Origin of the sequence: Flavobacterium sp. UW10123, assembly GCF_040538975.1 — a bacterium.
In the GTDB taxonomy this organism is placed as follows: domain Bacteria; phylum Bacteroidota; class Bacteroidia; order Flavobacteriales; family Flavobacteriaceae; genus Flavobacterium.
Map to the genome: position 1 here is coordinate 20,163 of NZ_JBEWQE010000012.1, position 14,935 is coordinate 35,097.

At 38.0% G+C, this 14,935-nt stretch carries 4 protein-coding genes; all 4 read left to right on the forward strand.

Annotation, left to right across the window (positions count from 1 at the left end; all coding sequences use genetic code 11):
- Positions 1 to 123: 123 nt before the first annotated feature.
- The 4 genes from ABXT06_RS14865 (at position 124) to ABXT06_RS14880 (ending at position 14,891) form a co-directional block, all read left to right on the forward strand.
- The gene (locus tag ABXT06_RS14865; protein ID WP_354591446.1) at positions 124 to 882 is read left to right on the forward strand and encodes a helix-turn-helix domain-containing protein; all 759 of its coding nucleotides are present in this window, start codon (positions 124 to 126) and stop codon (positions 880 to 882) included.
- Between the two features lie 30 nt (positions 883 to 912).
- Positions 913 to 2,115 carry an FAD-dependent oxidoreductase gene (locus tag ABXT06_RS14870; RefSeq protein WP_354591447.1) on the forward strand — a complete coding sequence of 401 codons (1,203 nt, stop codon included), beginning with the start codon at positions 913 to 915 and terminating at the stop codon, positions 2,113 to 2,115.
- Between the two features lie 99 nt (positions 2,116 to 2,214).
- Positions 2,215 to 3,276: a BamA/TamA family outer membrane protein gene (locus tag ABXT06_RS14875; protein ID WP_354591448.1), complete on the forward strand. Its 1,062-nt coding sequence runs from the start codon at positions 2,215 to 2,217 to the stop codon at positions 3,274 to 3,276.
- Positions 3,277 to 3,683: 407 nt separating this feature from the next.
- Positions 3,684 to 14,891 carry a PKD domain-containing protein gene (locus tag ABXT06_RS14880; protein ID WP_354591449.1) on the forward strand — a complete coding sequence of 3,736 codons (11,208 nt, stop codon included), beginning with the start codon at positions 3,684 to 3,686 and terminating at the stop codon, positions 14,889 to 14,891.
- The last annotated feature ends 44 nt before the right edge of the window (positions 14,892 to 14,935 follow it).

The window sequence follows — 14,935 nt, forward strand, 5'->3', positions numbered from 1 at the left end:
CCAATGTTAAGTTTTTCAATGCTATTTTTTCGAAATTAAAAACGTCTTTACAGCCATTTTATAGCTATTCTTTCTTTGCAAGAGTGAGTAGCGAATTGCATAATTTCGCTTTAAATTTGATAAATGATCCATGATTTAAAATATCAATCCATTAAATCGTCTCAAAATCTCTCCGATTTTGTGGACAGTTTTTGGTGCATGGAAAATAAATCGGATCAAACTTTAGAAACAATTGGCCTTCCAGACGGTCGAATAGATTTGTCACTCATAAAAACCGCCGAAACTTCTTTTCAAATCAGACTTCTAGGTTTGGGAACGCAGCAATACGAAAAAGGAAAAATTCCCGCCAATAGTCTCACTTTTACAATCAGTTTTAAACTTCCTGCTGTTGAATATGTTTTTCATGAAAGCATTGCAGATCTTTTAAATTCTGGAAAACTGCTTGAAAATAATTTCTGGGATTTTAACGAAAATGATTTGGAAAATTTTGAATTGTTCTGCGAAAAAGCTTCTGCAAAAATTGAATCTTTATTATTAAAAGAAATCGATAATCGAAAACAAAAACTATTCAGACTCATTTACGAAACCAACGGAGTCATGACGGTAAAAGAATTGTCGGAAAAAGCTAATTGGAGTAGCCGACAGATCAACCGATATTTTAATCAGTATTTTGGGGTTTCATTAAAAGGATATTGTTCAATTCTTCGTTTTCGTGCTTCGTTGGAACATATTGCAAAAGGAAAATTATTTCCTGAAGAGAATTTTTCAGATCAGACGCATTTTATCAAAGAAATCAAAAAGATTTCGGGTTCGCTTCCAAAAGAGTTATTTCAAAACAAAAACGACCGATTTATACTATTATCGGCTCTTTCATCCAAATAATTTTGTGGCATAGATTTTAAATACAAAACTATGTTACTAGAAAATAAACATGTTGCCATTATTGGCGGCGGAATGGGCGGTTTAATGTTAGCCCGCCTTTTACAGCTGCAAAAAATTGATGCGACAGTTTATGAGAGAGACCTCAACTCGGATGTTCGTGTTCAGGGTTCTCCTTTAGACTTACATGAAGATTCGGGTTTGATAGCCATGAAACAGGCCGATTTATTGAATGATTTTTATAAAAATATAAGACCAAACGCCAGTAAAGCTCGAATTGTGAATCAGAATTTCGAATTAAAATTTGACGAACATGATATTCAGAAAGGTGTTTCTCATACAAACTCAGAAAACAATCAAGATTCGCTTCAAGATATTTCAAAACCGCGCCCAGAAATAGACCGTTCGGTACTCCGAAATATTTTATTGGATTCTCTCATACCCGGAACCATTATTTGGGACAGTCAATTTATTTCAATGGAAAAAGAAAATGAAGGCTGGCGAGTGTATTTTAAAAATGGAAAAAATATATATGCCGATTTAGTAATTGCTGCGGATGGTGCAAATTCTAAAGTACGTCCTTATGTAAGTACAGAAAAACCTATTTATTCTGGAATTACGATGATTGAAGGCACTATTTATAACGCCAAGGAGAATGCTCCAAATCTTTTTGAGTTTTCGAAAGGCGGAAAAGTTCTTGCCATGGGAAATGAACAAACCATTATGTATGGCACAAAAGGTGACGGCTCATTGATGTTTTTACTCAGCAGCAAAATTCCCGAAAACTGGATCGCCAAAAATGATTTGGATTTTAAAGACAATTTGCAAATTTTTGAATGGTTTAAAGAGGTGTACAAAGATTGGAGTTTTGAATGGCATGAACTTTTTAAGAGCAATGAGCTGTATTTCATACCGCGTCCGCAATATTATTTTTCTCAAAATCAGTTTTGGAAAACACAAGAAAACCTTACCATGATTGGCGATGCAGCGCATAGAATGCCTCCTTTCGCAGGAAAAGGTGCTAATTTGGCTATGTTTGATGCTTTTGAATTGGCAGATTGTTTAACTAATAATCAATTTTCTGACAGGAGAACTGCTATTTCTTATTTTGAAAAAAGAATGCTGGAAAGAGCTGCAAAGGCTTTAAATGATACTCTAAACAATGGTGAACAATTGCATTCTGAAAATGCTTTAGAAAGATTGCTGTCTATATTTAACCAATCAGCTCAAACATAATTGTTTTTATTTCAAATACTTACATTTTTTGTTTAAATTTACAAATACTCGAAAAACATTTTCTTCGCCATTATAAGTTTCACCAAATAAATTTATATCATGAGGCATCTTCTACTCCTATTCTTTTTTGCTTGTTTTATGAATTCTACTTTTGGACAAAAAACAGCCGATTCTATTCCGAAAAAAGAAAAGAAAATTGAACTGCGAGTAATGCCTTATATAAGTTATAATCGGAATCTTGATTTTATGTTTGGAGCTATTCCGATGGCAATGTACAAAGTGAATCAAGCCGATACTATTTCGCCCAAATCATTGTCAGGAATGTCGGCCATTTATACGACTAATAAATCTTATGCTTTGGCTTTTTTCAATAAATGGTATTTAAATGAAGACAAATGGCGTTTGAAACTTTTCTTTTTTAACGGAAATCAGAATTCTCAGTTTTATGTGGATGATATTGATCAGCCTGATTTTTATGATTACGGAACCAAAATAACGGTTATAAGCGTTGGAGGTCAGCGTAAAATTGTTGGAAAATTCTACGGTGGACTTTCTTATACCTATTCACATTACAATACAGTCTATGAAGATGACATTTCTCCTTCTTCTGTATCGCATAGTAATGCCTTGGTTGTAAATCTATTATATGATACTCGAGATGCTGTTTATTATCCAACAAAAGGATACAAGATTAAATTAGATTGGTCTACTTATCCTGATTTTTTAGACAATGAATTGGCGTCAAACCGAATATCGTTTCAAGCCAATAGATATATTCCCACTAGAGAAAATAAAGATGTTATTGCGACTAGAGTCTTTGGCAAGTTTGGTCTTGGAAATGTTGCATTCGAACAGCAGAGCACGATCGGCGGAACAGATATTCGCGGTTATTCTGAAGGAAAATATAGAGGTGCCGGATTAATGGATGTCCAGGGTGAATACCGCTACAACTTTGCAAAGAAAATGGGTTTGGTCGGCTTTTTTGGTATTGCAACAATTTATGGTTCTGACACTCCAAGCTTTGACTGGAAAATTTATCCTGGAGGAGGAGTTGGTTATCGATATAACCCTTTCAAAAAATCAAAATTTAATGTCGGTTTAGATGGTGCTGTAGGAAAAGGAGATTGGGGAGTTTATTTCAGAATCGGCGAAGCTTTTTAGTTTCATATAAAAACATTTAATAAACAAGGACTGTTTCCTAAACAGTTCTTTTCTTTTTTATAAGATTTCTATGCCGTTTAAAAAAGCTTTTTATAGTGATTTAAAAATTGAATTTCATTATAAAAAACTTATTGTGCCATGTCGGTTTAGAAAAAATAGGACTAATCTATTTTTAGATCAACGCTTTCTCATGCTACTGTAGAGCACTTTATTGTTCCAAAATCTGTTTTTTGTGTTTCATTTTATAATCTGCAACATAGAAAAAAAAAAATCATGACTATCTTTCTTTAAATTTGAATAACCCTCAAATCAAATTCAAATCTTAACTACGATTAATGCTCAAAATCAATTTATTAATTTAAGGTAGTTATAAATTTATTGTGCTGCCTTTTTATTCCAGATTGCTTATGGCACAATTTTATATTTCTTGGAGAATTTGCACTTTATCAAAAAAACTGGCTTTTGCTGCCTTATTAATTTTTCTTTCAATTTTTCAAACAAATGCACAAAACTGTACTGTAAATGCTGGAGTACTGAATGTCACTATATGCGAAACTGATGCATTGGTTCTGACTGGAAACAATCCGACACCAATCACAGGCACAGTCCATTGGACTCAGATTTCTGGTCCAGCTGTTACTATTAATTCACCAACAAGCTCAAGTACAACAGTTTCTGGTTACACAGGAGGAAATACTTATATTTTTAGATATAGCGCAACCTGCAGTGATGGCATTGTATCTTATCAGGATAAAGTGGTGAATATTAAACCTATAACTATAGCCAATGCTGGAGCTAATATTGCAAGCTGTCCAAACAATAACGGAACATTAGCAATTATTGCAAATACTCCTCAAAATACTGGAGAAACAGGATATTGGGAAATCGTAGGCGCAAATAACGCAGGAGTAGTGATTAATTTTCCAAATTTGGCCACCTCAACAATTAGCCTGCCTGATACAAGTTGCGGTGTTACAACACTTCAATGGGTTATTGAGGGGCCAGAATATGCTCCTGGACAGCGATGCAGAACCACGTCTCAAATAACAGTAACCAATTATGGAGGTGTAAAACCTGTTTCAGCTGGTCCAGATCAGACTTTAAGCAATTGCTATACAACTACGCAGTCAACTAATTTAAGTGCTACTTATGGCGGTTGTGGTCTTAACGGGCAAAATGGACAATGGACTTTTGTTAGTGGTCCTAATACGCCATTTATAAGCAATCCGAATGCTAATAATACAGGAATATCAAATTTAGTTCAGGGAACCTACATATTCCGCTGGACAGTTACAGGGCCTTGCGCTTCGGGAAATGATACAGTTATAATTACTGTGCCGCCTGCAACTCAAGATGTAACACAGCTACCTGGCGGAGACGAAAACATATATTTTTGTGACAATACTATAAATCAGGTAACTCTTGTTGCACAAACACCTTTATATGCTGGTGAAACTGTAGCTTGGTCTCAGATTTCTGGAGACACTGGTGCTGTGATTGTTTCTCCAACAAATCCTACTACTTTAGTAACCAATATCTTTCAGGGAGGTGATCCGTATCGTTTCCGTTATACTCTTACAAATAATAATACGGGCTGTGTTTTTACCAAAGATTATATTGTACAATATAATGGTGCCACTAGGACTATTGTAGCAAATGATGGAAAAGATATTGTTGGAAGCTGTAATGCAACTGTATTTACAATTCCGCTTACAGTAACTGGAACAGGATCCAATCAATATCGTATTGTGAGCGGTCCTCCACTCTCTCCTCTTGGACCATTTCCTACTGCTTTGACAGATGTTGGAAACTCACTTACTTTAACTCTTACTGCACCTGGAGAATATACGGTCGAATTTGTCCGAAAACAAACTGGGGCATTAACTGTTGAGTGCGATTTTGGTTTTGACACCTTAGGAATTTTGGTCTCTGGAGATCCCACTCCATCAAATGCTGGAACTGATGTCAGTTTGCCTTGTGGTGACACAGCTACCGTTCTTTCTGGTGTAAGCACAGATGATGGCTTGCATTTTTGGAGTCAGCTCAGCGGTCCCAATACAGCTACAATTGCCGATAATTTTGCAGTTGATACACCAGTCTCAAATCTTATTTCAGGAACGTATGTTTTTCAATATATTACAAAAGGTGGTGGTGCTACTTGTGGTTTTTCAGTAGCAACGGTAACTGTTTACGTTTCAGACAGTACAATAAGTAATGTCAATGCTGGAACAGATCAGGTAGTTTGCGCAAGTTCACTAGTTCCTCTTAGCGCCATTCCTGCCGTCGCTGGTGAAATAGGAACTTGGAGCCAAGTGTCGGGTCCTGATACCATTACATTTTCAAATGTAAACGATCCTAATGCCATTGCATCTGGTTTTCTGACACCCATGGCAACTTATGAATTGCAATGGACAGTATCTTATTCGCATCCAGGTCCGTCTTGTGGTGCATCTGTTTCAGATACCGTAACCATTAGCACAAATAATAATACAGCACCCACACCATCAGACGCAGGACCCAATGCCTGCTATTCTTCAGGCACAACAACCTTTAACCTTAGTGGAAATACGCCTGCATTAGGAGAATATGGTATTTGGACTGTAGTGCCTTCAGCCGGAGTGGTATTTGCTGATGTAAGCGATCCAAATACAATGGTAACCGTTCCTGGAAACGGAACATATATTTTTACTTGGGCCATTACTTCAAGACTCAGAACATGTATTCCTAGCCAGAGCAGTGTATCGGTCACAGTTGCAGAAACTCCTCCAATTGCCAATGCGGGTCCAGATCAGGAAATCTGCGGCAGTACCATAACAATGGCAGCTACAAAAAGCGGAGGATCAACAGGTACATGGTCTAGAATTTCGGGGGTTGGTAATTATACAATTAGCGATATACACGATCCAAATGCTATTTTCACTTTCTCTTATAGCGGATATTATATTTTCAGATGGACAGTAGATGCTGGCATCTGCGGTCAGGCGTTTGATGATATTAACCTTACCATTGGGCTCCCTCCTAATCAGGCAGCGGCAGGTCCTGATCAAAACATCTGCAACAACAGCACCGTTACTATGGCGGGAAACTCATACGACAGTTTTTTTGAATTAGGCCAATGGTCTGTACTAACTGGCTCTCCTAATCAGCCTACAATTGTCGATCCTTCTAATCCGAATACAGTAATCAATGGTCTAGTAGCGGGAACTTATACTTTTAGATGGACAATAACTGCTAAAAGTATCTTTTTATGCCAAGGTAGTTTTGACGATGTAGTGGTTGTGGTTGATCCAGCGGCGAACGCAGGGATAGACCAAACCTATTGCGATGTTACTAGCGTACAGCTTATGGCCAATGAAAATTCCACCGGAACATGGTCATTGACCAGCACAACCGGAAATCCTGCTGATGTTATAATTACACAGTCACCATCAAACAGTTACATTGCCAATGCAACTGTAGTTCCTGGAAATGATTATGTCTTTACATTCACAACCAACACTACTACATTTCCAAATGGCTCAACATGTACAGGGACTTCAGATTCTGTAAATATTACCATTTTCAATGGCGCAAGTATCGATCCCAATGCTGGACCAGACCAGACATTATGTATTAGTGATGTTGGCGGTGTTGCCACAATGAGCGGAAATGTTCCTCCTCCAGATGTTACGACATTTCTATGGAGATTTGTCTATCAGCCGGCAGGAAGTGTTGCGGTTATTGATACTCCCTCAGCACCTTTAACAACCGTTTCAAATTTAACTGTTCCTGGCCTTTACATTTTGGAATGGGTATTTATGAGCAATAACTGCCGAACTCTTTCAGATATTGTCCGAGTAGAAATGAATGCTCCGCCGAGTACCGCAAATGCAGGACCAGACGATACAGTTGCCTGCCAGACCACTTACAAAACAGCTGCAGTTCCTCCAACTGTTGGTATAGGAACATGGACATTTTTCTCGCAGCCTCCTGGTGGAAATGCTGTGATAGACAATCCAAATAGCCCTGTTACTACTTTATCGAATATTAATGTTTTGGGAACATATATCTTAACATGGACAGTCACTAATGGTCCATTTACAAATCCCTCATTATGCCAGCCCACATCAGATCAGGTAGAAATAACCTTTAATGATGTACCGCCATCTGTAGCCAATGCAGGCCCTGATCAAGAACTTTGCGATGTTACTAGCGCAACAATGAATGCCTTAACAGTAACATCAGGTTTAGGAACATGGACACAGGTTTCGGGACCAAATACAGCTGGCATAGGATCCCCAAACAATGAAAACTCTCTAATGCTTGGTCTAATACCGGGTACCTATGAATTTAAATGGACAGTTACTACAGCCGCTTCAACTAGTTGTATATCTGAAGATACTGTATTAGTGAGCATATATGACCAGCCTTCAACTGCTAATGCGGGACCAGATCAGACTGTTCCTCAGTTTTCGTCTATTAATATGAATGCGGTTGCTCCCACAGTTGGAACTGGAAGCTGGACTCAAACTGCTGGTCCAAGTACTATAGGTTTTACCGATCCTTCTAGTCCAACATCTGCTGTAACTGGAACTATTCCTGGAGTTTATACATTACAATGGAATGTTACAAATGGAAATTGTGCCGTTTCATCAGATACAATGATTCTAAGAATTCTGGCTGTAGCAGATCTTGAATTGACCAAAACCGTAACACCTACAACAGGAAGCGTTGGCGATGTGGTTACTTTTAATATCAATGTTTTTAATAATAATGCATTGGGAGGATCTTCTACTGCTACCAATGTAGCCATACGTGACTTCATCCCGCTTGGTTTTGCGCTTGTTGCCGGATCTGTTACTTCATCAGGAGTGTATAATGTTGGTGACAATACTATTACTTGGAGCGGTATAACAATTCCGAGTGGCAGCATTTTAAATTTATCATTTAAAGCTACTATACTGCCATCAGGAGGATCTTATGTAAATACGGCAGAGGTTATAGCATCAGATCAATTTGATCCAGACAGTACGCCAAATAATCAAAATCCTGCGGAAGATGATCAGGACAGCGCCACAGTAGTCCTTGATGTAGCCGACTTATCGCTTAAGAAAACAGTTTCTCCTACTACGGTCAGCATAAATGATAATGTTATTTTTACCATTTCAGTAACTAATAGCGGTCCAAATAATGCAACCGGAATAACGGTTTCAGACAAATTGCCTCCTGGATATACTTATGTAAGTGATAATGGAGCTGGAAAATATAATAGTCTTACAGGAATTTGGAATGTTGGCAATTTGAACAACGGAAATACGCTTTCTTTACAGATTACCGCTAAAGTGAATGTCGTGACATCAATGAGCGATTACTTTAATACGGCAGAAATACAGACTGCTCATCAGTTCGATCCTGATAGTACTCCTGGAAATGGTGTTACAACAGAAGATGATATATCTACAGCCTCGGTTTCTCTAAAACAAGCCGATTTAGAACTTACAAAATCTGTAACTCCAACTTCGGCCGCGGCAGGAGAACAAGTTAGCTTTACTATAAACGTAACTAACTTAGGTCCCGGAAACGCAACTGGAGTTGGTATAAGAGATATTGTTCCTGTTGGTTACACTTTAATTCCTGGCTCTGTATCAAACGGTGGAACCTATCAGATAGCTACTGCCACTCTAGAATGGAGAAATCTATATCTTCCGGCCAATTCAAATATAGATCTAACTTTCAACGCTATTGTTAATCCTTTAGGAAATTATCTGAATGTTGCCCAAGTAATAACCAGCGATTTGCCTGATCCTGACAGTGTTCCAAATAACAATATTCCTACTGAAGATGATCAAGACGATGCCGAAATTACTTTTATAGGTCCTTCTGCTGATTTGTCTTTGGTTAAAAATGTTGTAGCTGGCAATACAAGTCCTGTGGTTGGAAGTCAAGTTTCGTTTGAACTTAAAATAACAAATGACGGTCCAAATAATGCAACTGGAGTACAGGTAACTGATTTATTGCCTTCTGGTTTTGAATACGTAAATTATAGTTCGTCTGCTGGAACATATGACAGTACTACTGGAATATGGAATGTTGGTACAGTCGATAATGGCGTTACAGAGTCACTTATTTTGGATGCAAAAGTATTGCCTACAGGAGATTATACTAATATAACGCAAGTAACAGCCAGTGACCTTCCTGATCCTGACAGTACACCCAATAATGACGATGGAGATCAGAGTGAAGACGATGAAGATAATGTGGTGTTAACTCCTATACCTCCATCGGCAGATTTATCATTGACTAAAACGGTTAGTAATGCTACTCCTTTGGTAGGCTCCGCTGTAACATTTACTATTATCACAACAAACAGCGGGCCTCAAGATGCAGCTCAAGTTCAAGTAACCGATTTATTACCTTCTGGATATACTTTTGCTACTTTTAATGCAACAAGCGGAACTTATGACAGTACAACTGGTTTATGGACTCTTGACATATTGGAGAGCAGTGAGTCTGAAACATTACAGATAAATGCGATAGTTAACCCAACAGGAGATTATACCAATATTGCAGAAGTGACCAATAGCGACACTCCAGATCCTGACTCAACACCAAATAACGGAGTGCCTACAGAAGACGATTATGGAACAGCTACAACTACTCCTATTCCGCAATCTTCTGACTTATCATTAACTAAAACAGTTAACAATGCAACACCATTAGTAGGCTCTCTGGTTACTTTTGAAGTTGTGGTAACGAATAATGGACCTCAGGATAATTTTGGCGTGCAGGTAACAGACATTCTTCCTTCTGGATATACATTTACAGGATCTACCATTTCTACAGGAACTTATGACAATACTACAGGGATATGGACTGTTGGCAATTTAGTAACTGGCGATTCAGAAACTCTACAGATTGTTGCACAAGTAAATCCAAGCGGTATTTACACTAATACAGCCGAAGTAACCGCAGCTAATCTTCCTGATCCAGATTCGACACCAAATAATGGAATCACGACAGAAGATGATTATGCAGAAGTTACTACTGTTCCTGTTCCAACATCGGCAGATTTATCATTGACTAAAACTGTAAGCAATCCTACTCCTTTAGTGGGCTCTTTAGTAACATTCAGCATTCAAGTAACAAATTCTGGACCGCAAGAAGCAAACGGCGTAATGGTTACTGATTTATTGCCTTCAGGTTATACTTATGTATCATACAGCGCAACAACAGGAACTTATGATCCTGCAACAGGGCTTTGGGATGTTGGAAATATGCCTGTTTCAGATTCTTATACATTGCAAATAACAGCTTCCGTTAATGCCATAGGAAATTATACTAACAGCGCAGAAATCTCAGCAAGTAGCCAGCCAGATCCTGATTCGACTCCGAATAACGGAATTACAACCGAAGATGATTATGCAGAAGCATCAACAACACCGACAGCAACATCTGCCGATTTATCATTAACTAAAACAGTAAACAATACTGCACCTGTGGTGGGTTCACAAGTAATTTTTAGCCTTCAGGTAAACAATGCAGGACCACAAGCTACAGATAATGTTACAATAACAGATTTACTTCCTTCAGGCTACACGTTTGTATCTTACAATACAACAGCTGGAAGTTACGATGCTGTAACAGGACTTTGGACGGTCGGAAGCATGCCGGTTTCATCAAGTCATACTTTACAAATAACAGCTTTAGTAAATGCAGCTGGAAACTATACTAATAGCGCAGAAGTTACAGCAAGTAGCCAACCGGATCCTGATTCGACTCCGAATAATGGAATTACAACTGAAGATGATTATGCAGAAGTATCAACAACTCCAATACCCCAGTTATCTGACTTGTCGTTGACCAAAACAGTAAACAATATAACTCCTTTAGTGGGATCTCATGTAACTTTTACAATTGTGGTTGCAAATAATGGTCCGCAAGATAATACAGGAGTTCAAATAACCGATTTATTGCCTTCGGGATATACATACAGCAGTTTTACAGTTTCTACAGGAACTTACAATTCAACAACAGGTGCATGGAATATTGGTAATTTGGCCAATGGCGAATCTGAAACATTGCAAATTACAGCAATAGTAAATGCTTCAGGAAATTATCAAAATATTGCCGAAGTAACTGCCGCTAATCTTCCCGATCCTAATTCAACTCCAAATAACGGTGTTCCTACAGAAAATGACTATGCAACAGCTACTATTACGCCAACAGCACAAGCAGCAGATTTATCATTAACTAAAACAGTAAACAATGGTAACCCGTTAGTAGGTTCTTTAGTTACTTTTGAAGTAGTTGTAACTAATATCGGCCCTCAAGATACATCGGGTGTAACTGTTACAGATTTACTGCCAAATGGTTATACCTATTCTAACTTTACCATTTCTACAGGAACGTATGATCCAGTAACTGGATTATGGACAGTTGGTAATTTAATCAATGGAAAATCAGAAACTTTACAAATTTTGGCTATCGTAAATCCGACAGGAAATTATGTAAACGTAGCCGAAGTAACTGCAAGTGCACTTCCAGATCCAGACTCGACTCCAAACAACGGAGTTACGACAGAAGATGATTATGCTACTGCAACGGTTACTCCAAATGCCCAATCAGCAGATTTATCTTTAACTAAAACAGTTAATAATACAGCACCATTAGTAGGTTCATCTGTTATTTTCGAAGTAATTGTGACCAATAACGGTCCTCAAAATACTACTGGGGTCGAAGTTACCGATTTATTGCCTTCTGGATTCTCTTTTGCAAATTACAGCTCTACAAAAGGAGCTTATGACAATGCAACTGGCAAATGGATTATAGGTTCATTAATCAACGGAGATTCGCAAGTATTGCGAATAACTGCAGTTGTTAAACCAACAGGAGATTATGTAAACATTGCCGAAGTAACTGCAAGTGCACAACCAGATCCTAATTCAACACCAGGCAATGGAGTTCCTACAGAAAATGATTACGGAACAGTTACTGTTTCTCCTTTGGGACAATCAGCAGATTTATCTTTAACTAAAACAGTTAACAATGCTACTCCGCTAATTGGAACTCCAGTAACTTTTGAAATAGCAATAAACAATCAAGGTCCACAGGATGCCGCAGGAGTTGAAGTAACCGATTTACTTCCGTCGGGCTATACCTATTCTAGTTTTACCGCTACAAAAGGAACCTATAACAATACAACAGGAAAATGGATAATCGGTTCATTGTTAAATGGCGATTCACAGACACTTCAATTAACCGCAATTGTAAATGCTTCAGGCAACTATCTGAATTCAACCGAAATTACAGCAAGCAGTGTACCAGATCCTGATTCAACACCAAATAATGGTATTACCACAGAAGATGATTATGCTGAAATAACAACTATTCCTGTTGTTCCAATGGCCGATTTATCACTTACAAAAGCGATCGTTGGCAATAATATTCATCCAATATTTGGTGCCACAGTGACTTTTGAAATAACTGTAACAAACAGTGGCCCGCAAACTGCAACAGGAGTCAAAGTAATAGATCAGCTCCCAAGTGGTTACGAATACGTAGTATATAGTTCAACAGCAGGACAGTACTACAATGCGACTAGTATTTGGGATGTTGGAAGTATACCAAATGGGGCTTCAGAAACATTATTGATAGGGGTAAGAGTTAACACAACAGGCAATTATCAAAACATTGCAGAAGTTTATGCTTCAAACGAACTGGATCCAGATTCTACTCCAAACAATAATGTTTTAGGCGAAGATGACATGAGTGCTTTATTATTGTCTCCAGTACCTGCTGTAGCCGATTTATCTATTGAGAAAAAAGTAATCAACAACATACTTAATCCTGAAGTAGGTTCACAAATTACATTTTCTGTAACAGTTACAAATTCAGGGCCAAGTATTTCAACTGGTGTTACAATAAAAGACCTTCTTCCGGCTGGATTCGTTTACGATTCTTACAATTCTACTTCTGGAAGCTACAATCCAGCAACAGGAATTTGGTCTCCAGGAATTACTTTACCAGGAAATAGCCATACTTTGCTTATAACTGCTTTTGTAAAAAGCCCAACTGGAACAGCTGATGAATATTTGAACATAGCAGAGATAATGACTGCTGATCAACTTGATCCAAACAGTACACCGGGGAATGGCATTACAACTGAAGATGATTACGATAGTATTTCGGTGACACCTGTAATAATTGAAGCAGATTTATCTTTAAACAAAAGTACGCTTTCAGGCAATCTCGTACATGATGTGGGAAGCACAGTTATATTTGAAATAACAGTCACTAATGATGGCCCTGGAAATACTAGCGGTGTAATGGTCAAAGATCTCCTTCCTCCTGGATTTACCTATTCGACTTATACAGCCACAAGCGGTATATACAACAATATAACTGGAATGTGGAATACTGGGGTTGTCAATGTGGGAAATACACAGACTCTACAAATTTATGCAAGAGTTAATGAGCCGTCAGGACAATCTGGAGAATACACCAACATAGCAGAAATAACAGCCAGTAATCTTCCTGATCCAGACTCAACTCCTAATAACGGAGTTCCAACCGAAGATGACTACGATAGCGTTACTATAAAGGTAAATGTGGCCGATTTAAGTTTGGATAAAACAGTGAGTAACAAAAACGCAAATGTAAATGAAACAGTAACATTTACACTTCAGATCGGAAACGAAGGTCCAAGCGAAGCAACAGGTGTTGCTGTTGAAGATATTATACCATTAGGATACAAAAACATTACAAACATTAGCAATGGTGGAATCTTCAATCTGAATATGATCAGATGGGAAAAACTGACTATACCTGTTGGAGGTCTTACTCTAACCTATAATGCCACAGTTGTTCCTGTACATGGCTTACAAAACTCTGACTATTTGAATATTGCACAGATCACTGCTAGCGATCAATTTGATCCAGACTCAACACCAAATAACGATAACGGTGATCAAAGTGAAGATGACGAAGATTCAGAATTCATCAATATTCCATCCACAGATGTTGCAATAAGAAAAGATGTAGATAAAACCGATGTTCCGATGGACACACAGGTAACCTTTACTATCACAGCAGAAAATCTTGGAACGCTTGCCGCGACAAATGTTGAAGTGCAAGATGTCCTTCCAAAAGGATATTCTTATATAAGTTCGACAGTCAGTTTCGGAGATTATAACCATGTAACAGGAATTTGGCAAATACCAGCAATCAACAGCGGAGCATCTCAAACACTTACATTGGTAGTCAAAGTAATTGATTTTAATGACTATGTGAATACAGCACATATGACACAGCTTGATCAAGTTGACACAAATCCAGCAAACAATCAGGATAGCGCGACCGTTTCTCCAAACTGTCTGAAAATCTATAATGAGTTTTCACCAAATGATGATGGCCAAAATGATTTCTTCTACATTGACTGTATCGAAAGATATCCAGATAATCAGCTAGAGATTTTTAACCGCTGGGGTAATTTGGTTTACTACCAAAAAGGCTATAAAAATACTTGGGACGGAAAAGCAGATGGCTCTGCCAAAACGCTACCAGAAGGCACCTATTTCTATATTCTTGATTTAGGAGATGGATCTAAAAAAACCTCTGGATGGGTTTACCTAAAATAAACCCATTTAGAAAAGAAAAGTTTAAGAATAGGATTAACCAAAAT

Coding starts and splice junctions, on each gene's coding strand:
- ABXT06_RS14865 (WP_354591446.1), top strand. CDS start 124: ATGATCCATGATTTAAAATATCAATCCATTAAATCGTCTCAAAATCTC.
- ABXT06_RS14870 (WP_354591447.1), top strand. CDS start 913: ATGTTACTAGAAAATAAACATGTTGCCATTATTGGCGGCGGAATGGGC.
- ABXT06_RS14875 (WP_354591448.1), top strand. CDS start 2,215: ATGAGGCATCTTCTACTCCTATTCTTTTTTGCTTGTTTTATGAATTCT.
- ABXT06_RS14880 (WP_354591449.1), top strand. CDS start 3,684: ATGGCACAATTTTATATTTCTTGGAGAATTTGCACTTTATCAAAAAAA.